This is a genomic window from Fructilactobacillus sp. X2R5C2 (assembly GCF_059901375.1).
In genome coordinates this window covers 146,360-169,925 of record NZ_JBWXUX010000003.1, presented here as the reverse complement: position 1 = coordinate 169,925, position 23,566 = coordinate 146,360, and the positions used below count along the sequence as shown (strand labels likewise).

Sequence of the window (23,566 nt, the reverse complement as noted above, 5' to 3'; positions counted from 1 at the left end):
ATCCAGTTTATTTTTTATTCATTACTTCAATACTCTTAAGTGATTCACCTGTACCAATAGCAACACAATCCATCGGATCCTTAGCAATGGTTACAGGAACTTGAGTGGCATCTGAGACTACTTCGGGGAGATTCTTAAGTAATGCACCACCACCAGTTAACACAATTCCATGATCAATCACATCAGCCGAGATTTCGGGTGATGTTTCTTCCAAGGTTTCTTTAATTGTGGTAATAATTTCAAGAATATCTTCGTGCATCGCAGAAGCAACATCTTCAGCAGTGACTTCAACTGATTTTGGTAACCCAGTCAGAAGGTCTCTTCCACGAACGGTTTCATCACTCATATCTTTGGCAGCGCCAATTGAGGCAGAACCGATTGAACACTTAAGATGTTCAGCGGTGGGCTCACCAATTAAAACGTTATAATTTTTTCTAATGAAAGTAACGATCACTTCATTAAGTTTATCACCAGCCATTCGAACTGAACGAGACGAAACAATTCCGCCAAGAGAAATGGTTGCCACATCAGTAGTTCCACCACCAATGTCAACTACCATACTACCAGTAGGATCCATCACTGGTAATCCCGCCCCAATAGCTGCAGCGAATGGTTCCTCAATTACATAAGCATCTTTGGCTCCTGCCACACGAGTAGCATCAATTACGGCGCGTTTTTCAACGGCTGTAATTCCACTAGGAACACAAACCATTACGTATGGTTTGGCCCCGTGGTTGCCAAGGGCTTTATCAATATAATACTTCATCATGGCTACCGTAGTATCATAATCAGCGATTACCCCATCCTTCATTGGGCGAATGGCTTCGATACTAGCTGGCGTTCTGCCAATCATCGATTCCGCTTCCTGTCCCACAGCGACAACTTCACCGGTTTTGGTATTTTTAGCAACCACAGATGGTTCTCGTAAAACGATTCCCTTTCCATCAACATATACAATGGTATTAGCGGTTCCTAAATCGATTCCGATGTTTTTCGTACCTAATCCGAACAATTTATTCATCCCTTCAATTTTTAAGTTTTAAATTTTAAGTTATTACTTTGATAAGACTAGTATATCATACTGCATTTACATCAGTCAGGAATATAAAGCCAAATTTAGTTACTTAAGTTTTTCTTCATTTTCTTTAATTAGTTTCCGAACTTCCGAAATAAATAAAAGTGAACCAGTGACTAAAATCAATCGTTGCTCATTCTTACTTTTCAACTCTTGATCAATCGCTTGCTTTAACGCCAACTTCCAGTTACTAGTGAACGCGACGTGGTCACTGCCGGAAACATCAAGACCAGTGAAATCAGCGCTGGCCCTGTTTTCGTTGGCAGTAAAACGGGTCAAAATAATGTCAGCATTAGGAATTTGATTCACAATTTTAAACATCTCTGGGTATTGTTTGTCAGCAAAAACTCCCATGATAACGGTAAGATGATAGTCTTTCCATTGACTATAGGGAGCCCGAATTGCCGAAAACAGTTTTTTAATGGCGGGAACATTATGAGCTCCATCAATCATAATTGGAGGGTTAGTTTGGATTAATTCCATTCGTCCAATCCATCGCGCTTGAGCAATTCCTAATCTGACGGCCTTTGCAATTTTCCCTTGATCTTGGTTTAAATAATTAGAAGCATAAATCAGGAAGGCCTCGATGGCAATGGCGGCGTCTTCCATCTCAAAGCTTCCAATTTGTTTCATCGTAAGATTCTTGATCCTAAATCTGGAATTCATAAAATCAAATTGGTTTTGCTCTTGAGGAATAAAACGGTAATCTTCCCCTTCTCTAAAGATCGGACTTTGAAGTTTCTGAGCCGTCTTCTCAATTACCTCACGTGGTCCCTTTTTAATTTTTCCAATCACACATGGACGATTGGGTCGAATAATACCAGCTTTATTATCAGCAATTTGTTCTTCAGTGTCACCTAAAAGCCTCATATGATCCATTCCAATGGTAGTGATAATTGAAAGTCGAGAATGAACCACGTTGGTAGAATCAGACCTTCCCCCAATTCCTGCTTCCACAATGACAATGTCAACCGGATGGCTTTGAAAATATAAAAACATCATGGCACAAATGATTTCGAATTCTGAAGGTCCAAGAGATGGAGTGGCCTGATCAATTTGATCAACAACTGGCTTGATTTTTTGAACAAGTTTGAGAATTGCTTCATCAGAAATGGGAACATTATTAACACTAATTCGTGCATTAAACCTAATCATAAATGGTGAGGTAAACGTTCCTACCGTCAGCCCAGCAGCTTGGAGCATGTTACTCAAGTAAGCTACACAGGAACCCTTTCCATTCGTTCCTGCTACATGAATACACTTTAATTTGGCTTCTGGATGCTTTAATTTCCCCATCAAATGTTCCATTCGTTTAGTGGGAGGTTCTTTTTTAATGCGTGGCCGCCCGTGAATATAATTCAAGGCGGCTTTATAACTAGTAATCATGGTCTTACATCTCCAAAAATAAAGCTCAGCTTGTTAGCTGAGCTTTAATGTTATTTATTTAGAGCATCCTCAACGTCTTTTAAGCGAATTTGAACGGCTTTAAGTTTATTTTCATTATCCTGCTGCTTCTCTTTTTGTTCGTTTACAACGGCTTCAGGAGCATTTTCAACGAATTTTTTATTAGCCAGCTTTTTCTGTGCCCGTTGAACTTCTGCTTCAAATTTTTGAACTTCTTTTTGCAAACGAGTTTTTTCATCGTTTAAATCAATTAGTTCATCCAACGGAATGCTGATCTCAGCATCCGTAATCACTGATGTCATGGCCAACTTAGGAATGTTAATATCCGCCCCAATTTCTAACTTATTGGGATGACCAAATCGGTCAATGTAGTCACTATTATCTTCCAAAACCTTTTTCAATTCTGGGTCATCAGTTTTAACCAAGATATCCACTGGGCTTGATAATGGTGCATTAACTTCAGAACGGATATTTCTAACCGCCTTAATAACATCAATTAAATGATTCATGTCGGATTCAGCCTGTGAATCGTTAAATTCGTCATGATTTACAGGATAATCAGCGACTACCAAAGATTTTCCAACATGTGGCATTGAAAGCCAGATTTTTTCGGTAACAAATGGCATCACTGGTTGAAGTAGTCGCAAGATTTGATCAAGGACGTATGCCAAAATGTTTCTAGTATTTTCCTTGGCCACTTCGTCTGAACCAGTTAAAATTTCCTTACTCATTTCAATGTACCAATCACAGAAGTCATTCCAAATGAAATCGTAAAGGGAACGGTTAGCTTCACCAAAGTTAAACTTATCGTATTCCTCGGTAACGTGGTTTACCACATGATTCAGCTTTGAAAGAATCCAACGATCAGCCAAATTCCATTCAGATTGTGCTGGCAATTTCGGCTGTTTCATATCACCAAGGTTCATGATGACGTAGCGACTAGCATTCCAAATTTTATTAACAAAATTCCAAGCTGACTCAACTTTACTGTAACTGAACTTCATATCCTGGCCAGGAGTTGTTCCAGTTGAAAGACACCAACGTAATGCGTCAGCCCCATACTGATCGATCACATCCATCGGATCGATTCCATTTCCAAGCGATTTACTCATCTTAACCCCGTGTTCATCCCGGATTAAACCGTGCAGAAGAACATTTTTAAAGGGACGCTTACCAGTGAAATGTAAACTTTGAAAGATCATCCTAGAAATCCAAAAGAAAACTAGGTCGTATCCAGTAACCAAGGTATTCGTTGGGAAATACCGTTGGTAATCCTTAGAATCAGTGTCAGGCCAACCAAGAGTCGTAAACGGCCACAAAGCTGATGAGAACCATGTATCGAGTACATCTGGATCTTGGGTCCAATTTTCTGGATCCTTGGGAGCCTTTTCACCAACATAAATTTTGCCAGTTTGATTATTATACCAAGCTGGAATTCGATGTCCCCACCATAGTTGTCTTGAGATGACCCAATCATGAACATTTTCCATCCATTGCATAAACGTATGCTCAAATCGTTCTGGAATGAAGTTAACGGAATCCTTGGTCTTCTGATTTTCCATTGCTTTTTGAGCCAATGGTTTCATTTTGACAAACCACTGGGTCGAAAGCCGAGCTTCAACCTGAACTCCCGTCCTTTCAGAATGACCAACGGAATGGACAATTGGATCAATCTTAATCATCAATCCCTGATCCTTTAAGTCCCTTACCATGGCTTTGCGAGCGTCAAAACGATCCATACCTTCGTACTTACCAGCATTTTCGTTCATGGTTGCGTCTTCGTTCATGGTATTGATGCGCTTCAAATCATGTCGATTTCCAACCTTAAAATCGTTAGGATCATGAGCGGGTGTAATTTTAACCATTCCAGTTCCAAATTCTGGATCGACATATTGATCAGCAATAATTGGAATAGTACGGTTTACAAGTGGAACCACCACTTTCTTACCAACTAAATCCTTGTAACGCTCATCGCTTGGATTAACGGCAACTGCGGTATCACCCATCATCGTTTCAGGTCGAGTAGTGGCAATTTCAATGTAATCTTTCCCGTTGAACTTCGTATCATCAGCAAAGGGATACTTAACGTGGTAGAAAGCCCCCTGATCATCCTTATGAATTACTTCAATATCGGATAATGCAGTGCGAGCCTTAGGATCCCAGTTAATGATGTATTCCCCACGATAAATCAATCCTTGATTATATAGGTCAACAAAAACCTTGCGAACAGCTTTTGACAAACCATCATCTAAAGTAAATCGTTCACGGCTGTAGTCAAGTGATAATCCTAGTTTAGCCCACTGCTTATGAATGGTATCAGCAAAATCATCCTTCCATTCCCAAACCTTATCAACAAACTTCTCCCGACCAAGATCATAACGAGAGATTCCTTGTTCATTTAACATGGCCTCTACTTTGGCTTGGGTTGCAATTCCAGCATGATCCATGCCTGGAATCCATACGGTATCGTATCCTTGCATCCGTTTCTGTCTGATCAGCATATCTTGGAGGGTCGTATTCCAAGCGTGCCCTAGATGAAGCTTACCAGTAACATTTGGTGGAGGCAAAACGATTGAATATGGTTTTGCTTCTGGGTTCCCACTGGGTTTAAAAACATCTTCATCAAGCCATTTTTTATACATCCCTGCTTCAACAGAAGTGGGATCATACTTCGTTGACATATCAACTTCTTTTGCCATTTCTTCACCTCATTATAAAATAAAAGCATCCGTCCAGAATAGGACGAATGCTCGCGGTACCACCTAAATTGAATTATTACTAATTCCAACTTAACTAGATAACGGCTAGTACCGATTACATCTTTATTAATTCAACATAACTGCTCACAAGCAACATTAATCGTTTTAACACATGAATTTCTCAGCTTTCATTCACTCTCTGTGTGCCCTAACAATTAAACTCTTGATCAATGCATTTAACATAATAAATACTACTTAATTTAGGATGCTTCGTCAACCACATTAAAGTAATTCTGAAAAAACATCTTCATTAGCGTTTAGATAATCATCATCAGGATGGATTTTACTAATCTTAACGCCATCGAGAGCTTCTTTCATTAATCCATCAACATCAATATTTTGTTCAAACTCACGAGCTTTTTCCACTTTAGGCTTAGTCTTGGGTGCGGGTGGAGTAAAGATGGTACAGCAATCTTCATAAGGAAGAATTGATAAATCATAAGTATCAATTTGCTCTGCAATCTTAATGATTTCAGTTTTATCCAAAGACAGTAGTGGTCTAAGTACTGGCAAGTTGGTGACATCGTTAATGGCACGCATACTTTCAAGCGTCTGAGAGGCCACTTGTCCCAAGGATTCTCCTGTGAACACACCATCGCAGTGACGTGCAATGGTAATTGCTGCAGCAATTCGTAACATCATTCGTCTTTGAACCGTCATCAAGTATCCCTCGGGAACTTTTTCCTTAATCTCTTCTTGGATCTTAGCAAATGGAACCTGAATAAAGTCCACGGTTCCACCTAAGGCAGAAAGCTTAGCAGTTAAATCTTTGGCTTTGGCTAACGCCTGTTCGCTGGTATATGGAGGACTGTAAAAGTGAATCATATCTAACTTAACTCCACGCTTCATTGCCATGTAGGCAGCTACTGGAGAGTCAATTCCACCCGATAACATCATTGTCCCTCGTCCACCAGTTCCAACTGGTAGTCCAAGGGCGCCTTGAATGGTCTGACTAGACAAATAAATTCCTGACATTCGAACATCAATTTGTAAATTAATGTCAGGATGCTTCATTTGAGCCTCAATTCCCTTTAAATGATCTAAAACATAACCACCTACTTCATCATTCATTTGATAAGTATTTAATGGATAATCTTTGTTTTGGCGATTCGTGGAAATCTTGAAAGTTTCGCCATTTTTAAATTGGTTTGAAATCATTTCTAAAGCGGTTTCTTGAATTTTCTCAATTGGAGTATTTTTTTCTAATTTAACGACTGGCGAAAAGGTTTCAATTCCAAATACCTTTTGCAAAGCGTCCATGACTGGTCCTGCATCCTGGTCATGCAAGCTAACGTGCATTCGATCACGTTGGGCATCTACCGTGACTCCGTCAAACTGCTTTAAGACCTGTCTAACATTATGGCCTAATTGACCAATGAAAACCCTTCGATTTTTCCCTTTGGTTGATAATTCACCATAACGGACCATAATTTCGCTGTATTTCACGTTCTCACTCCTTTATTATTTAATAATTATTATTAATTAGCTTAACTTTTTGAATTCTTCGTACAACTGATCAAACACTTGGTTAAATTGATTAGCTTCCTCTAAAGTATTTTTGTCACCTAAAGAGATTCGAACTGCACTTCGCGAAATACTAGGATCGATGCCCATAGCATCTAACGTGCTAGCCGTCTCCTCCTTCTTAGATGAACATGCACTGGTGGTTGAAATGTAGATTCCATGTTCTTCAAACGCATGCACAATTGTCTCACCTTTAACGCCCTCAACTGCAAAACATAAAATATGAGGAGCAAAATGATCGGATAAACCAGAAAAGGTATGAACTTTATCAAATTTTGTAATATGATCATAAATTTGTTTTCGAATCTTTTGCTCACTAGCGACACTTTCAGTCTCATGATCTGAAATGATTCTCAAAGCTTTAGCCATTCCAGCAATGGCTGGCAAATTTTCGGTTCCACTTCTTTGACCGCGTTCTTGACCGCCACCATCCATTAATGGGGCAATCTTTCGGCCATTTCTACCATAAATTAGTCCAATTCCTCTTGGAGCATGAAATTTGTGTCCTGAAAAAGTGACAAAATCAACCCGATCATTAAAAACGAGATCATGGAGACCCTTTCCCACGGCTTGAACAGCGTCAACATGAAAGTGAATCTTAGGGTACTTTCTTAAAACATCACTAATCTCATCAAGTGGTTCAACTGCTCCCATTTCGTTATTCACTGCCATAATGGAGACTAGAATAGTATCCGGTCTAATCACATTTTCTAAATCTTGAGCTGATACTCGTCCTTCTTTATCAACGGGAAGGTAGGTAACATCGAACCCCAGATCCTCTAACGCGTGCATCGAATTCTTAACAGCTGCATGTTCAACCGAACTAGTAATGATGTGTTTTCCAAATTGATGTTTTTCCTTAGCAGTTCCTTTGATAACCCAATTATCACCTTCGGTTCCACCACTGGTGAAATAAATTTCATTGGGTTCCACTCCTAAAAGTTTAGCAATTTGGTTCCGTGACTGACTCAATAGATTAAAGGATTGTTGACCAAAGTTATGAAGACTGGAAGGATTTCCCCATATTTTTTCACTTACCTGATTATAAGTGTCCAGAACTTTACTATCCACTTTAGTCGTCGCACTATTATCAAAGTAAATCATTATGGCATCTCCTCTTATTTTTAATTCGTTCAAATTACAACAAATTTCATTATACCAGCATTACATCATAATAAAAACAAGCTGAATTATATAATTTCAATTCAACTTGTTTTTTATTATTTTTGGTTTTGTGAATCCTGTTTATTTTTATAATAGGCATTTTCAATTCTTTTATATGATCCCGGATTAGCCTTATCAATTGCCGTTGCAATTGTCTCTAGACTTTCAGGGTACTTATATTCATCATCAAAAAGATGTTTAGCTTTAGAAAGAGCACTACTAATCTCTGGATTTGAATTGCGATAACGGTTAGCGTACTGCATGACCTGTTCTGCTAGAGACGAACTATCAATTAAATCATCAGTTTTTTCTTCGAGGGTATCCCGATCTGATTTAATGACACTAAGCTGTTTTTGCACATCATCCATACTGATCTTAACTTTATCCATGGTCCGGTTCAAATCTTTAATTTCATCAGCAACAATTCCAAAATAATCAACATAGTCCTGGGAAATTCCCGGTAAATTCAATTCATCAATCTTACGCTGAATACCATGAAGTTCTAAGTCCAGATCATCTAGGACTTGATGAGCCTTTTGCTCTTCATCCTTAAAGTCAGCCACTGAATCATTAATTAAGCGTTGTTTCTTTTCAATATCATTGAGTTGACTATCACTACTGGTAATGTGCTCCAGAATATGAGTATAAATGGCTTCCTTATTATTGATGGCATCGCGATCTTTTTTATACGTGTCCTCAATTTCATCAATTTGTTTGCCAAGAGCATTCGCATTGTCAATCTCACCATGTTCTAACGAATAGTTATGACTTAGTCGATCTAACTCTGAAATTAAAATCTGATTCTGTTTTTTGGCATGCTGAATGTATTCACCGGTAATTTTGAAGTTCTTATCAACCTTTTTCTTAGCGACTAACTGCTTTTCCATTAAGTCATAAAGCCGATCAATTTTAGTTTCAATCTCATTATCCGAATCTTCCGCTAATTTTAGATCCAAATGGGCAATGTTTTTCAGATTATCCGAAACCGCACTTCTTAATTCTTCGAGTGAAACATCAAATTCATCATCTGCAAATTCATAACCACTTGCATTCATCTTGGCATGGGTTGAACTAATTTCTTCAATCTGATTTTTGAATTCAACGTTATTAGTAGCAAAGATATGAGGGATTTTTTTAACGTCTAACTCAAGTTGGTCAGTTGATTTATTTAAATCCCCCAATATCTTATCGGCCTTTTCATGGTCCCCATTTTTAGAAAGACTAGAAAAATCATCAAACGTCCCTTCGATGGTCGATAATTGATTTTCTAAGGCATCAATAGCCGGGCCAAAGGAAGCATTCTTAGTCAATAACTTTTTCCTTAAATCTTTATAACGTGCCTCCAGATCAGTAATGGCCTTTTTATGTTCAGAATTTAACTGATTCATTTTGGCTAAAAATTGACGAATGACCTTCACATCATCTTCAGCCGTATTGACGGATTGTTCAGCTTCAGAACATTCATCACGGGTTTTAACAAAATTAACTCCTTTTGAATCACTTTTCACAGCTTCAACATTCTGCTTGATGGTTGGAATTAAATTGTTAGTAACATTATTAAAATCAGCCTGAGCACTATTAACACTACTCAGTGAATCTCCCGTTAGACCAATATCCTTTACCTTGTTAATTTCATTCTGCAGATTCAGATCGTTCAACCGCTTAACGCGGCCCTCGATTCCTTCTGCAATCTTTAATAAATGATGTTGATACATAACAACTGCAAAATAAATCACAGCTACTACAACTAAAATTCCAATAATGACGTTAACCATTAAATATCCGTCCTTCAACAAATTAATTATGTATAAATTCTTTTCCTTGTTATTAAAATAATTATATCATAAATGGGCAAAACGTATGGTAGCATTCCCAATTTTTACCATCACAAATTCTAATGTTACATTGACTTTTATGCTTTAGTTTCATATAATTAGGCTTGTGTAAAATAATGCAGCAGTACGCGGTAAGCTCGTCAACATGTTCTTGCTACTTATAGTTTAATTAGTAACCCATTGGCTGCTGAGGCGAAAATTCAGAGGAATATGCACGAATACTAAGCGCACATCGTTATTTTACTCCAAATATTTTATTGGAGGATTCATTTATGTCAAGATATACAGGTCCAAGTTGGAGAATTTCTCGTCGTCTTGGAGTTTCTTTATCAGGTACTGGTAAGGAATTACAACGTCGCCCATATGCTCCCGGTGTTCACGGTCAAGGTCGTCGCCAAAAGCTCTCAGAATATGGTGTTCAATTACGTGAAAAGCAAAAGTTACGTTACATGTACGGTTTAACTGAACGTCAATTTTACTCATTGTTTAACCGTTCTGGTAAGATTCGTGAAGGTAAGCATGGTGACAACTTTGAAATTATGCTTGAAAGCCGTTTAGATAACATGGTTTACCGTTTAGGCTTAGCTACTACTAGAAGACAAGCTAGACAATTAGTAAATCATGGTCACATCACTGTTGATGGCAAACGTGTTGACATCCCTTCTTACGAAGTTAAGCCCGGCCAAGTAATCGGCGTTCGTGAAAAGGATAAAGATATGGGAATCATCAAAGAAGCTGTTGAGTCAGTTGTTAGCCGTCCTGCTTACGTATCATTTGATGCTGATAAGCTTGAAGGTTCATTAACTAGATACCCACAACCAGATGAATTAAATGCAGATATCGATACTTCATTAGTTGTTGAATACTACAACCGTTAAAATATTGTGTCTGTTCACAAAAAGGCGATCTCAATTGAGACCGCCTTTTTGTATCTCCATTTTCTTTAATGTTAAAATATAATAAATACCCAATAAGGAGCAAATAATATGGCAGATGACAAAGGATCAGTTCAAAATCGTCTCGATCAAGCAATGAGCGGAAATTCCCCTCAGATTAATCCTGATGAACAAAGAAAATACTTAGGAACCTTTCGTGAAAGAGTCGATTTCGCAATTACGGTTGCTGATGATAAAAACCAAAATGCGATTGATCAATTAAGTGACAAAATGAAACAACATCCTAATTACCAACTTTTCATTAATGGTAATATTCCTGAGGAACAGCAGCAACCCTACATGAAGTTAGCGAGCCAAAATAACGCTAAATTCACTTTGAAAAATAACAGTGCTTACGGAACTAAACCTGACGAATATGCGGTCGTTCTCGTTGCACCGGAAGCAATCCATCAAGATCAAATTGACTTTGACCCTGACAAAACTAGTAGTAAGAAGCAAGACGATCAACCTAAAAAATCTGAATCGTGGTTCTCACGTTTATTTCATAAGTAGAAAGAAGATATATGATGCAAAAGCCCCTCGCCTATCGAATGAGACCTACTAAAATTGAAGATATTGTTGGTCAACAAGACTTAGTTGGACCGGGCAAAATTATTGATCGAATGGTAAAGGCAAAAATGCTATCATCGATGATTCTATATGGACCCCCTGGTACGGGAAAGACTAGCATTGCAAGTGCAATCGCTGGATCGACTAAATATGCATTTCGAATGTTAAACGCAGCTACTGATACTAAAAAGGATCTTCAGGCTGTCGCTGAGGAAGCAAAAATGAGCGGTACGGTGGTTCTTCTTTTAGATGAAATTCACCGATTGGATAAGACCAAACAAGATTTTTTGCTACCCTTACTTGAAAGCGGACAAATTATCCTAATTGGTGCTACAACTGAAAATCCATACATTAATATTAGTCCAGCCATTCGTTCCCGAACTGAAATTTTTCAGGTTCATCCATTAAGTAGTGATGATATTAAAAAAGCCGTTGAACGAGCATTAACTGATAAAGAGAATGGATTAGGTAAGTTAAACGTTAAAATTGATCATAATGCAATGAGCTTCTTAGTTCACAGTACGAATGGTGATTTAAGAAGTGCATTAAACTCATTAGAATTATCAGCTAAATCAACTGAACCCGATAAGGATGGTGTTATTCATCTTACCCTTTCCGACATTGAAGCTTGCCTACAAAAGAAGGCCCTCAGTCAGGATAAGAATGGTGATGCTCACTATAACGTGGTATCAGCCCTTCAAAAGTCGATTCGTGGCTCAGATGTCAATGCCGCCCTTCATTATGCCTCACGTTTAATTGAATCAGGTGATTTAAATTCATTAACCCGTAGACTAATGGTAATTGCTTACGAGGATATTGGTTTGGCTAATCCTGCAGCTGCTGCTAGAACTGTTAATGCGGTGCAAGCTGCTGATAAGCTGGGTCTTCCTGAGGGACGGATCCCCTTGGCTGATGCGATTATTGATTTGTGCCTATCACCAAAATCTAATTCTGGCATTAAAGCCATCGATAATGCTCTATCAGATGTAAAATCAGGAAATTATGGCGATATTCCCAATCACCTTAAGGACACCCACTTTAAGGGTGCTAAGAAGCTTGGTCATGTTGGCTATAAATATCCACATAATTACCCAAACGATTGGGTGCAACAACAATATCTTCCGGATAAAATTAAGGATGCGAAATACTACCAACCAAAATTAAACGGAAAATACGAAAAAGCGTTAGCTGATCAATATCAAAAAATTAATGAAGCTGAAAAGCATCACGGAAAGGAATAGTTTTTAATGCTCATCAAAGTCTTAATGTTATTTTTCTCCGTAATTTTAATTATTAACGGAATCTACTTTTTAACTCATGCTCATAAAAGTTTCCTTCTCTTTCATCCTGAAAAATTTCCTTCATTAAGGATCATTTTAATTATTAGTGGAATCATACTGCTCGTAGTAGCAATTTTCGGGATTATTTCATTGTTCTTTGATAACACCGTTTTCACGTTGTTAGTCTTATGTGCCGGATGTTTATGTGCTGTTATTCCAGAAGTTTTTATCATTCAGTACATGGATAAATAACCTTTATATCTGACTTTTCAAGTAAAAAATACTAGAATTAAGTTAAATAAAACATTGAGGTGGTTTTTATGCTACAAGAATACAATAATATCTTAGTTCCCGTTGATGGTTCATATGAATCCGAATTAGCTTTTAAAAAAGCCGTTGCTGTTGCCAAACGAAATGATGCTCATTTGCACATTGTTCACGTTGTTGATACTCGAGCTTTTCAAAACATTTCTAGTTTTGATACTTCCGTGGTTGAAGAAGTAACGCAAAACGCTAAGAAAACCCTAGAACAATATGCTCGTGAAGCCAAGGATGATGGTGTTGACAAAGTTGATTATTCAATAGAATATGGAGCACCTAAAACAATTATTTCTAAAGAGTTACCAACCAAATTAAACATTGATTTAATCATGATTGGAGCTACTGGATTAAATGCTGTTGAACGCTTACTAATTGGTTCTGTGACCGAATATGTAACGCGAATGGCTATTTGTGACGTTTTGGTTGTTAGAACTAACTTAAATAACCAAAAAGTTGATCCTAAAAAGGGAAAACAAAAAGTTACTAAATAAAACAAAAAAGCATTCGTTAAATTTAACGAATGCTTTTTTGTTTGGCAATTTTTAATAATTTATCAATTCTCCCACTATCACGAACCCCATTCAACAAGTTAATCTTGTTCTGGATCGCTTTAGCTTTTGAACATAATTTTTCCTGTTTATAACTCAAGTACTTCAAACTATAAAATGATTTCAAACAATAAAAAGAATATTTACGCTTTAAATAAGCAATCATCCGATTCGATTCATTGATAACCAGTTGGTAATTGTTAGAAATAAACGCAAAGGTGACAATCGCTAATCCTAACTTAACGATAATGTAGCGTTCGTTTAAATTCGTCTGCTTTTGATGAAGCAGATGATGCATTCTCATTAATGCATCATCTAAGTACTTATGGGCTAATTTTTGACATCATAATCTACGATATGAGATGGCCATCCCTAAGTAACTCCATGCTGTACAAACAACATTCGCCTTAACTGCATAGGTATCAATCATCGTATGAAAACATAAAGTGACTTCGTCTAAAGAAACACCGCAAAATAATTCAGCAAATCCACGTTCACAATAATAACGTCCCTTAATTTCTTTTGAATCAATATTTTCAACTTTAATCGTTTTGATGATGGTGTTGGCATTTTCAAAATGATAGTGGAGTAAATTACACTCAATTTGCTTCAATAATTCTTTGGCGTAGCAGTAATTATTAGAAACACACATCTCATCCAGATTCATCCCTAATCGTGATACAATCTTTGGGATAATACTCCATTGGTTAAAACAACCATCGTTTTCCAACGCACTAATCGTCGATTGAGTACAAAGACCTTTTGATAATTCTGCCTGGGTCATATGAAGGTTCAACCGTCGTTTTCTAATTCTAATTCCGATCTTTTTTAATAACGCTTTTGAGGGCATGATGACTTCCAAGCCCGTCATCTCCCTCTGTATTTCAAAATCTCATCGTGCCTAAAGCACTCAACATCATGATCATTAACGATTCCTGATGCTTGTAAAAAAGAATAGAGCGTCATGGGACCAACTCTTTTAAAATGGTATCTCTGAAACATACGCTTAAACTTTTCCATCACTGGTTTCATTTCATCCAAATTAACTTGATCATTACTAACTAAATGATCAATTGGCGTGTAATTAACTAACTGCCATAGTTGGTCAAAAAAATGGATGTTTTGCGCTTCTAATTCAGCCATAATTTGGGCATTCGTTAAAATTGCCTCGATTTTAGATCGATTTCGAATTCCTCGGATATCATTCAAGGCTTCCCTTCTAACCTCCTCGAAATGATAAGCAAGGTAATCGAAGTCAAATTGATGATAAATATCATCCAATCCATCTAATTTTTTTAAAATTAGATTCCATTGGAGGCCAGCTTGCATAATTTCAAGTGACAAATCTCGAAACAACGATTGTTCATCATAATCAGGAACGCCCCATTTGGTATCATGATAATCCATTAGCTGCGGACTTTTAGTAGCCCAATCACATCTTTTCATCATTATCACCTCCTACTAAGTAAATACGTAACAATTCTTAAAAACAAAAAAGATTATGACTAAATTAAGTCATAATCTTTTTTGTTTATTTATCTTCATAAACTTTTTTCTGGTCACCCTTTTGAAGTGGCTTAAAATCATGAAGAATTTTAGATTGACGATTAAACTCCGCATATGCTAATTCAATTAATTGATCAATCAAATCGGTGTAACTAATTCCAGAAGCTTCCCAAAGTTGAGGATATAAAGAAATGTTTGTAAAGCCAGGCAAAGTATTAACTTCGCTTAAATATGGTTTGAAGTCTTTAGATACCAGAAAATCAATTCGAGCCATTCCTTTTAATCCAAGTGCTTTGTACGCTCCAAGTGCCATTTTAGTAATTTGATCATCAACTCCATCAGGTAATTGAACTGGGATAGTAAATCGAACCTGACTAGCATCTACGAACTTATTGTCATAAGTATAGAATTTATCATCAGCGGGAACCTTAATTGCACCAAGTTTAGAAGCCTTAGGGTCCTCATTTCCTAAAATAGAAATTTCAACCTCTTCAGGACCTTCAATGGCTTCTTCGATCAAAATTTTATTGTCATAACGAAAAGCATCGTTTAATCCACTTTCTAGTTCTGCTTGATTATGAACCTGGTGAATTCCAATTGAAGATCCTTGATTAGCGGGTTTGATAAACATTAAAGAACCCAATTTTGCTGCCAACTTATCATAATTCCAATCTTTTCGATTATCTGGAGTTAACAATACGTATTTAGTGTTGTTAATCCCAGCTTCATCTAAGATTTTCTTAGTAATGTCTTTATCATATGCCATTGCTGAAGCTAAGATTCCACTACCCACGTATGGCTTGTTCATTAAACGTAACAACCCTTGAATCGTTCCGTCTTCACCAAGATTTCCGTGAATAATTGGAAAGAAAACATCAATATCACTAGTACTATCAAAATTAATGATAGGTGCTAAGGGATTATTCATGTCTAACTTGGGAATCTCATCTTTTACTACATCAGCTTCATCTTCACCGTCAAATACACGGTGAGAAGCTTCATTGCTCAAGACAATTCCATTTTTGGTAATTAAGAATAAGCTGACTTCGTACTTATCCTTGTCCATCGCATCATAAATATTATGCGCGGATCTTTTTGAGACGTCGTGCTCTGATGAATTTCCACCGAATAATAGCGCAACGTGCTTTTTATTTTTAGTCATTTTCGCACCTCTGTCGTTCATAATAGAACCTTAAGTATAACACAAAAAATTCATTGTAGATGAAACCAAATAAAAAAGCATGAATAAACATGCTTTATGAGAAATTCTTTTCTGTACTGAACATTGAGCTCTTATTATGGTATTGCATTGACATTATCAACCCAATCCCTATCATATTACCAATTAAGGCTGATCCTCCTTGACTCACAAATGGAAGTGGAATCCCAGTCATCGGAAGCAATCCGATACTCATTCCAATGTTTTCAAAAACATGGAATAAGATCATCATGATTACTCCACTAGAAATGTAGGCATAGAAAACATTCTTAGTTTCAAAGGTAACTTTAATCATTTCATAAATTAATAAGAAATAAAGTAAAATCAATAAAACGCCACCAATGAATCCAAAGTTTTCTCCCATTACGGAAAAAATCATATCAGATTCACGAACTGGCACATACACTTTAGAAACGTTAAATCCAGTTCCGGATAATCCTCCCGAACCGACAGCTTTCATACTTTGCCACAATTGAAACCCTTGGTTACTCGTATCTGACTCAGGATGCAACCAGGTATCAATTCGAGCAAATTGATAAGCTTTGAAACCAAAGTTTCCTAGTAATGCTCGTCCCTCTTTGGTAATAGCCAGGGTAAGGGCAATCACGCCTAAACCACCAGTCACTCCAAAGATGGGACCGAGGATTTTCCAAGTAACTCCCGAGACAATCATCATGCCAGCTAAAATAGCAATAAACACGATGGTCGTACCAAAATCATTTTGTAACTTCAACAGAATTACGATTGGAATTGTCCATAAAATCATTTTACCAAGTAGTGCCCAATCCGTTCGTGGCTCATGAATGGGATGTTCATTATTATGGGCAGCAATCACCTTTGCTAGCATCAAGATGTACGCTGGTTTCATAATTTCTGATGGTTGAAATGTTAGTGGACCCAGTTGAAACCAACTCTTAGCACCGGTCTGTGCTTCATAAGATCGACTGTATAAGAACAGGACAGCGACTAGAAGAAAGATTCCAAACCAATACGCGTATGGCGCAAGTTTCCACAACTGTTCAGAATCAAACTGCATCACAACGACAATCGCAATTGCTCCAATTGCGTACCATACTAGTTGAGATACCACCGCTTTTACGACACTAGTCTGACTAGTGTCATGACTTGCTGCTACAAAAATTGATCCTAAACCTACCAAAGCAAGCATCAGTACACAAAAGATAATTTCCCAATCGATTCGATTATCGTCTATATCTTCCGACTTATTAAACACGATTAGAACTCCCTTTTTATAAGATCATACTTATCTTTGATGTAAATTATACTCTCTTATTACTTCAGCGACAGCATCTTCCTCACTATTTTCATGGAAAGTTTTATCACCGATTACGCAAACAGATTTCCCATTTTTTTCTTCAATTGTACCGACGGTATGGCCACCAATTTGAACTAACTTTAACGCTTTTTCTTCTGGATCCTCGACGATATTAACTCCAATTTGTTTTTCTTTTCTCGACACTTCTAAAACCTCCTAGAATAAAAAATAGTTGATAAAATCAACTATTTTAACTTCATTGAGCGACGATAATCTTCTTCAGCTTCCTTATTTCTACCCAGTGAAAACTTCATTGGAACGGGATCATATCCACCTTTTACAAGTGGATTGCATCGTAAAATTCGGGCGGTACCCATCAAAGTCCCTTTAAAAGCTCCAAAGCGGTCGATTGCTTCAAGCGTGTAATGGGAACAAGTCGGTGAGTAACGACAACTAGGCGGAAATAACGGTGAAATAAAATGCTGATAAAATTTGATTAAAGATATAAATATTCGTTTCAACTTTTTTCTCTCAATTATTTTCTACTGAAGAACCCTCGATTCTTCTTAGTGTTACTCATGTGTTCTAGCATTTCACCAGCACCTTTAGCAACGTTATCTAATGGATCTTCAGAAATATAAACTGGAACCGTCAAAGCATTCGCAATTACAGTGTCAATGTCTTTAAGTAGTGCTCCGCCACCAGTTAACATAACACCACGATCAATAATATCAGCTGAGATTTCTGGAGGAATAGTTTCAAGAACTGCCTTTGCTCCAGATACAATTGAATTAATAGATCCATTAATGGCTTGAGCAACCTCTTGACTAGTAATGGTTACCGACTTTGGCATCCCACTGACTGAGTCACGACCTCTAACTTCCATTTCTTTGACATCTTGACTTGATACGTCAGCCGTTCCAATCTGCATCTTGATTCGTTCAGCAGTATGTTCTCCAATGATGAGATTATGTTCTTGTTTTAAGAAATTAACAATATCACCATTCATAACATCACCGGCAATTTTCAGTGACTTACTAGCCACAATATCTCCAAGTGAAAGAACCGCAATATCTGAGGTTCCCCCACCCATATCGATGACCATACTACCATGTGGTTGATAAATATCCATTCCCGCACCAACAGCAGCTACCTTTGGTTCTTCTTCGATGAAAACCTGTCCACCAGCTGCTCGTTCTGCTGCTTGAATAATTGCTTTTCGTTCAATGTTAGTGATGTTTGTAGGAGCACAGATCATTGTCTGTGGTTTAGAAACAACGCCCTTAACGCTTAATTTACTAATAAAATATGAAAGCATTTCCTGAGTGATGTCAAAATCAGAAATTACTCCATCTTTTAATGGTCGAATGGCTTTGATGTTTCCGGGAGTTCTTCCAACCATCTGGTAAGCTTCAGTACCAACCGCTAATACCTTATTAGTCTTTGTATCAACGGCAACTACAGATGGTTCATTAAGAACAATACCCTTTCCTGTAACGTATATAAGAACGTTAGCAGTTCCTAAATCAATCCCAATATCTTGTGCCATAAAAATACTTCCTTCCGTAACATCGTTTAACTAAATTATAGCATATTCATAATAGCAAAAGAGAATTATCACATACGAAATTATCTAAGTTTTTCTAACGATCAAAGTTAGTCATTAGCAATTGCGTCGCTTTCTTTGATGGGAATTCGTTCAACTTCTGCACCAAGCTTTTGGAGCTTCTTGTGAAATTCATAGTACCCACGATCAAGATACTTGAGATTGGTAACTTCAGTATACCCATCAGCAACTAATCCTGCTAAAATCAGCGCAGCGGCAGCTCTAAGATCAGTTGCCGCAACCTTGGCACCCTCAAAATGAGTTGGTCCATACATAATGACTGATTGACCTTTAATATCAAAATTAGCACCCATTCGGCGCAGTTCTTCCATATGCATAAATCGGTTTTCAAACACCGTTTCTGTTAATTTACTAACACCATTAGCCTCTAATTGAAGAACAGTCATTTGAGGCTGCATATCAGTAGGGAACCCTGGGTATGGAGCAGTTTTAACGTCAACCGGTTTTAATTCAGCGGGGCCGATTACTCGAACCCCATCACGTTCCTGCTCAACTTTTACCCCCATCTGTTTCATTTTAGAAATCAAAGGAAGATTGTGTTCAGTAATTCCATTCTCAATTAAAACATTGCCTTGAGTAAGCGCAGCCGCTACCATAAAGGTTCCAGCCTCAATCCGATCCTGAACCACTTCATGATCAGCACCATGAAGACTTTTAACTCCAACTACTGTGATTGTATTAGTACCAGCACCAGAAACCTTGGCACCCATTTTGTTTAATACCTTTTGTAAGTCGACAATTTCAGGCTCACGAGCAACATTTTGAATCTTAGTGGTTCCCTTAGCAAGGGTAGCTGCCATCATCACGTTTTGTGTTGCTCCGACGCTTGGAAAATCAAAGTAAATATCAGTTCCAACTAATCCATTTGGAGCAGAAGCTTCAACGTAGCCATCATGTTGTTCAATATGGGCGCCTAAAGCTTCAAAACCACGTAAATGTAAGTCAATTGGACGACTGCCAATTGCACATCCGCCTGGCAAAGCAACCTTAGCCTGTCCTAAACGAGCAAGAAGTGGTCCCATAACCACAATTGATGCTCTCATTTTTGAAACGTATTCATATGGAGCTTCTGGTGAAATTTCACCGGAAGCATCCACGGTAATTTTATTTTTATTTTCATCAAAATCAACTTTAATGCCTAAATGTTTTAAAACTTGATTCATAGTAAAAACATCGGACAGCATGGGACAATTAGTTAAAACGGTCTGACCATCTTTAGCAAGAATAGTAGCAGCTAGAATCGGTAAAACAGCATTTTTGGCACCCTCAATGTGAACTCGTCCATTAAGCTTATTTCCGCCATGCACAACAATTTTTTCCATGGTACTCTCTCCTATAAGTATTATTTAAATAGTACTGTTAAATTTTTTAAGTTATCAATGAATGACATAAAGAACGAACTGCATATAAAACCAATCACGATCGAAAGTAAGACAATTAAGACCTTACCTTGACGCTCTTGAATTGGTAAGAACCGTTCAAAGTGAATTCCTTGTATAGCCCAAAAAGCTACTGCAATAAAGAATAGCTGGCTAATTATTGTGATTAATGATTCAACTCCAAATGGGTTCATTACGCGATACTCCTAATATTCATTCTTAGTATATACTATCATAAAAATACCTAATTGTCGTAAATCGGAGGTCCATGTAAAAAATTGTAACAAAAAAGAGGAACTAGAAAGTTCCTCTTTTTTAAAACTAATGCTGTGCAACATTAATTCGGTTAACAGCTCTTTGTAATGCAACTTGTGCACGTTTCAAAGCATCCGTATCGTTCTTAGATTGAGCATCTTTAATTTTCTGTTCTGCACGCTCACGGGCATGAGTAGCTCTCGATACATCAATGTCACCTTTACGCTCAGCACTATCAGCAACGATTGTCAAAGTATTATTGGAAAATTCAGCAAAGCCACCATTAACGGCAACGGTGTCCATGTCATTCCCATTAAACTTGAATCTCGTTTCACCAATTCTTAAAGAAGCAATCACTGGAACATGGTTAGCTAGAATTCCAAGATCACCCATCATGGTCTCAATAACGGCCATAGTAACTTGATCGTTGGAATAAACTTCGCCATCAGGAGTAACGATACTAACGGTTAATACTGATGATTTATTATCAGCCAATTAGATCACCCTCCTATTTGCTCTGACTTGCTTTTTGTTCTTTCAGTTTGTTGTAATTAGCAACAACATCATCAATTCCACCACAGTTTCTGAAACAATCTTCTGGAATATTATCGTATTTACCTTCAAGGATTCCCTTGAAACCTGCGATAGTATCTTTAACTGGAACGTATTTACCAGGAAGACCAGTAAACTGTTCAGCAACCGTAAAGCTTTGTGATAGGAAGAATTGGATTCGACGAGCACGACCAACAATGGTCTTTTCTTCGTCAGACAATTCATCCATTCCTAGAATTGAAATGATATCTTGCAATTCACGATATCGTTGAAGAACGTGTTGAACCTGGCTGGCAACGTCAAAGTGTTCTTGTCCCACAATTTCTGGAGAAAGAGCAGATGAAGTTGAAGCCAACGGATCAACGGCAGGATAAATACCTTGTTGCGTCAATGAACGTTCAAGGTTGGTAGTAGCATCCAAATGGGCAAACGTAGTTGCAGGAGCTGGGTCGGTGTAGTCATCGGCTGGAACATAAACAGCTTGAATTGAAGTAATCGCACCTTTTTTAGTCGAGGTGATTCGTTCTTGTAGCTGTCCCATTTCAGTAGCTAACGTAGGCTGATAACCTACGGCTGATGGAATACGACCTAACAAAGCTGAAACTTCAGTACCAGCTTGGGTAAATCTGAAGATATTATCGATAAATAGAAGGACATCGTCTCCTTCTGCATCTCTAAAGTATTCAGCGATTGTAAGACCAGTTAATGCAACACGCATACGAGCACCAGGTGGCTCATTCATCTGACCATACACCATGGCAGTCTGCTTTAAGACACCTGATCCTTTCATTTCGAAGTACATATCATTACCTTCACGGGTTCTTTCACCAACACCAGTGAAAACGGAAATACCGTTATGACCCTGGGCAATGTTATGAATTAATTCCTGAATTAAAACAGTCTTACCAACACCGGCACCACCGAATAATCCAACTTTACCTCCACGAATATATGGAGCTAATAAATCAATAACTTTAATTCCAGTTTCAAGAACTTCAGTAGATGGGTTTAACTCATCGTACTTAGGTGGCTGTCTGTGAATGGCCCATCTTGTCTGATCAGGTCCAAACTCAGGTCCACCATCAATCGGTTGACCTAAAACATTAAATACTCGACCTAGAGTATCATTACCTACTGGAACTTCAATTGGAGCACCAGTATTTTCAACATCCATTCCACGACGTAAACCATCAGTTCCGTCCATGGCAATGGTCCGTACTACTCCGTCACCTAATTCAAGAGCAACTTCGACAACTAACTGTTGGTTGTCACCCTTTTTAATGTTCAAAGCAGTATTGATTTCTGGTAAATCACCGTCTAGGGGAAATTTAACATCAACAACTGGTCCGATAACTTGTTGTACTTTACCAGTAGTATTCATTATGCTTTAATTCCTCCCATCTATTATTGGTTCAATGCTTCTTGACCACCAGTAATTTCTGTAATTTCGGTAGTGATTGCGGCCTGTCGTGCACGGTTATACTTAAGTTCCAATGATGAAATCAAATCATCGGCATTATCCGTAGCAGATTTCATTGCTGTCGAACTTGAAGCATGTTCAGCAGTTTTGGCATCCAAGATTGCCCCGTACATCAAACTTTCAGCATATTGTGGAATTACGACTCCCAATACTGCTTTAGCAGATGGTTCAATATCGTAATCTTCAATCAAGTTTTTCACTTTAACATCAGATCCAGCTTGACCACTATCTTTTTCATCCATGGAAGATTGAATGGAATCTTTGTCCATTGGCAAGAGCTTTTCGGCTCTAAAATCAGAAGAAATTCGGTTAATGAAATGGTTATAGCAAATGTACAAGTCGGTATAAATTCCGTCGTTATACATTGAAGTGATTGTTTTAACGATTCCTTGAACTTCAGTATAAGTAGGTACATCTGAAACCGTACGATTTTCGTACGCTACGTTTGCACCACGCTTCTTGTAGAAGTCAGCGCCACTACCACCAATTGCTAAAATCATATAATCATCGGTATTCGGAGTATGTTTTTCAATAAACTCGTTCGTACCTCTAATCACATTACTGTTATAACTTCCAACCATTCCACGATCGGATGAAATTACAATATACGCAGTCTTTTTCTTAGCATTTTTTGAATCTTGACTTGAAGGTTTATTATCCTCTAACAAATCGGACTGAGCCAGATGAGCGATTACAGACTTAACCTTAGATACATACTGATTATAGTTCACAGTATGTGCCTGAATTCTGTTCAACTTGACAGTTGAAACCATCTGCATCGCCTCGGTAATCTGACGCGTACTCTTGGTCGATGCGATTCTGTGCTTTACATCATTCATCGATTCAGCCATTAGTTG

Annotated in this window: 24 protein-coding genes and 1 other annotated feature; of the genes, 5 read left to right on the top strand and 19 right to left on the bottom strand. The window is 37.8% G+C overall.

Annotated features, from left to right (window positions below):
- Positions 1–7: 7 nt before the first annotated feature.
- The 6 genes from AC6UD2_RS05290 to ezrA all read right to left on the bottom strand — a co-directional run bounded on the left by AC6UD2_RS05290 (position 8) and on the right by ezrA (position 9,701).
- Positions 8–1,021, bottom strand: a complete 1,014-nt coding sequence (locus AC6UD2_RS05290; RefSeq protein ID WP_082019965.1) for a rod shape-determining protein — start codon at positions 1,019–1,021, stop codon at positions 8–10.
- 99 nt (positions 1,022–1,120) lie between these two features.
- Positions 1,121–2,461: a bifunctional folylpolyglutamate synthase/dihydrofolate synthase gene (locus tag AC6UD2_RS05285; protein ID WP_500698237.1), complete on the bottom strand. Its 1,341-nt coding sequence runs from the start codon at positions 2,459–2,461 to the stop codon at positions 1,121–1,123.
- Positions 2,462–2,511: 50 nt separating this feature from the next.
- A complete protein-coding gene (locus AC6UD2_RS05280; protein WP_500698236.1) occupies positions 2,512–5,178 on the bottom strand; it encodes a valine--tRNA ligase in 2,667 nt (888 codons plus the stop codon).
- A gap of 36 nt (positions 5,179–5,214) precedes the next feature.
- Positions 5,215–5,418: a binding site (T-box leader), on the bottom strand.
- 42 nt (positions 5,419–5,460) lie between these two features.
- Positions 5,461–6,684 (bottom strand): tRNA uracil 4-sulfurtransferase ThiI, encoded by a 1,224-nt coding sequence (gene thiI / locus AC6UD2_RS05275; protein ID WP_500698235.1) that lies wholly within the window; start codon positions 6,682–6,684, stop codon positions 5,461–5,463.
- A 36-nt stretch (positions 6,685–6,720) separates the two neighbouring features.
- Positions 6,721–7,866, bottom strand: a complete 1,146-nt coding sequence (locus AC6UD2_RS05270; protein WP_500698234.1) for a cysteine desulfurase family protein — start codon at positions 7,864–7,866, stop codon at positions 6,721–6,723.
- A gap of 116 nt (positions 7,867–7,982) precedes the next feature.
- Positions 7,983–9,701 carry a septation ring formation regulator EzrA gene (gene ezrA, locus AC6UD2_RS05265; protein WP_500698233.1) on the bottom strand — a complete coding sequence of 573 codons (1,719 nt, stop codon included), beginning with the start codon at positions 9,699–9,701 and terminating at the stop codon, positions 7,983–7,985.
- 332 nt (positions 9,702–10,033) lie between these two features.
- Here ezrA and rpsD point away from each other — a divergent pair, with 332 nt between their 5' ends.
- The 5 genes from rpsD to AC6UD2_RS05240 all read left to right on the top strand — a co-directional run bounded on the left by rpsD (position 10,034) and on the right by AC6UD2_RS05240 (position 13,358).
- Positions 10,034–10,639 carry a 30S ribosomal protein S4 gene (rpsD, locus tag AC6UD2_RS05260; RefSeq protein ID WP_039144319.1) on the top strand — a complete coding sequence of 202 codons (606 nt, stop codon included), beginning with the start codon at positions 10,034–10,036 and terminating at the stop codon, positions 10,637–10,639.
- A 108-nt stretch (positions 10,640–10,747) separates the two neighbouring features.
- Entirely contained in the window at positions 10,748–11,209 is a 462-nt protein-coding gene (locus tag AC6UD2_RS05255; protein ID WP_010021970.1) for a YueI family protein, read from the top strand.
- A gap of 14 nt (positions 11,210–11,223) precedes the next feature.
- Positions 11,224–12,507, top strand: a complete 1,284-nt coding sequence (locus AC6UD2_RS05250; RefSeq protein ID WP_500698260.1) for a replication-associated recombination protein A — start codon at positions 11,224–11,226, stop codon at positions 12,505–12,507.
- Between the two features lie 6 nt (positions 12,508–12,513).
- Positions 12,514–12,798, top strand: a complete 285-nt coding sequence (locus AC6UD2_RS05245; protein ID WP_010021968.1) for a hypothetical protein — start codon at positions 12,514–12,516, stop codon at positions 12,796–12,798.
- Positions 12,799–12,866: 68 nt separating this feature from the next.
- Complete coding sequence (locus AC6UD2_RS05240) at positions 12,867–13,358, top strand: universal stress protein (RefSeq protein ID WP_010021967.1); 492 nt, start codon at positions 12,867–12,869, stop codon at positions 13,356–13,358.
- A gap of 22 nt (positions 13,359–13,380) precedes the next feature.
- Here the strand turns inward: AC6UD2_RS05240 and AC6UD2_RS05235 are convergent, their stop codons facing one another.
- From AC6UD2_RS05235 to AC6UD2_RS05175, 13 genes are all read right to left on the bottom strand, one after another.
- Positions 13,381–13,719: a hypothetical protein gene (locus tag AC6UD2_RS05235; protein ID WP_500698232.1), complete on the bottom strand. Its 339-nt coding sequence runs from the start codon at positions 13,717–13,719 to the stop codon at positions 13,381–13,383.
- A gap of 39 nt (positions 13,720–13,758) precedes the next feature.
- Positions 13,759–14,265, bottom strand: a complete 507-nt coding sequence (locus AC6UD2_RS05230) for a helix-turn-helix domain-containing protein (protein ID WP_500698231.1) — start codon at positions 14,263–14,265, stop codon at positions 13,759–13,761.
- Positions 14,266–14,282: 17 nt separating this feature from the next.
- Positions 14,283–14,864: a DNA-3-methyladenine glycosylase I gene (locus AC6UD2_RS05225; RefSeq protein ID WP_500698230.1), complete on the bottom strand. Its 582-nt coding sequence runs from the start codon at positions 14,862–14,864 to the stop codon at positions 14,283–14,285.
- Between the two features lie 82 nt (positions 14,865–14,946).
- Positions 14,947–16,083, bottom strand: a complete 1,137-nt coding sequence (locus tag AC6UD2_RS05220; RefSeq protein WP_500698229.1) for a D-alanine--D-alanine ligase family protein — start codon at positions 16,081–16,083, stop codon at positions 14,947–14,949.
- Positions 16,084–16,177: 94 nt separating this feature from the next.
- The gene (locus AC6UD2_RS05215) at positions 16,178–17,374 is read right to left on the bottom strand and encodes an FtsW/RodA/SpoVE family cell cycle protein (protein WP_500698228.1); all 1,197 of its coding nucleotides are present in this window, start codon (positions 17,372–17,374) and stop codon (positions 16,178–16,180) included.
- A 30-nt stretch (positions 17,375–17,404) separates the two neighbouring features.
- Positions 17,405–17,620, bottom strand: a complete 216-nt coding sequence (locus tag AC6UD2_RS05210) for a DUF2969 family protein (RefSeq protein ID WP_010021961.1) — start codon at positions 17,618–17,620, stop codon at positions 17,405–17,407.
- A 41-nt stretch (positions 17,621–17,661) separates the two neighbouring features.
- Positions 17,662–17,937: a membrane protein insertion efficiency factor YidD gene (gene yidD / locus AC6UD2_RS05205; protein WP_500698227.1), complete on the bottom strand. Its 276-nt coding sequence runs from the start codon at positions 17,935–17,937 to the stop codon at positions 17,662–17,664.
- A 14-nt stretch (positions 17,938–17,951) separates the two neighbouring features.
- Positions 17,952–18,965, bottom strand: coding sequence for a rod shape-determining protein (locus AC6UD2_RS05200; protein ID WP_500698226.1), 1,014 nt, complete (start codon positions 18,963–18,965; stop codon positions 17,952–17,954).
- Between the two features lie 107 nt (positions 18,966–19,072).
- Entirely contained in the window at positions 19,073–20,365 is a 1,293-nt protein-coding gene (gene murA, locus AC6UD2_RS05195; RefSeq protein WP_039144342.1) for a UDP-N-acetylglucosamine 1-carboxyvinyltransferase, read from the bottom strand.
- 20 nt (positions 20,366–20,385) lie between these two features.
- Positions 20,386–20,616 (bottom strand): DUF1146 family protein, encoded by a 231-nt coding sequence (locus AC6UD2_RS05190; protein WP_010021956.1) that lies wholly within the window; start codon positions 20,614–20,616, stop codon positions 20,386–20,388.
- A 127-nt stretch (positions 20,617–20,743) separates the two neighbouring features.
- Positions 20,744–21,172, bottom strand: a complete 429-nt coding sequence (locus AC6UD2_RS05185) for a F0F1 ATP synthase subunit epsilon (RefSeq protein WP_010021955.1) — start codon at positions 21,170–21,172, stop codon at positions 20,744–20,746.
- 13 nt (positions 21,173–21,185) lie between these two features.
- Positions 21,186–22,610, bottom strand: coding sequence for a F0F1 ATP synthase subunit beta (atpD, locus tag AC6UD2_RS05180; RefSeq protein WP_010021954.1), 1,425 nt, complete (start codon positions 22,608–22,610; stop codon positions 21,186–21,188).
- A gap of 23 nt (positions 22,611–22,633) precedes the next feature.
- Positions 22,634–23,560, bottom strand: a complete 927-nt coding sequence (locus AC6UD2_RS05175; protein ID WP_010021953.1) for a F0F1 ATP synthase subunit gamma — start codon at positions 23,558–23,560, stop codon at positions 22,634–22,636.
- Between the last annotated feature and the right edge of the window lie 6 nt (positions 23,561–23,566).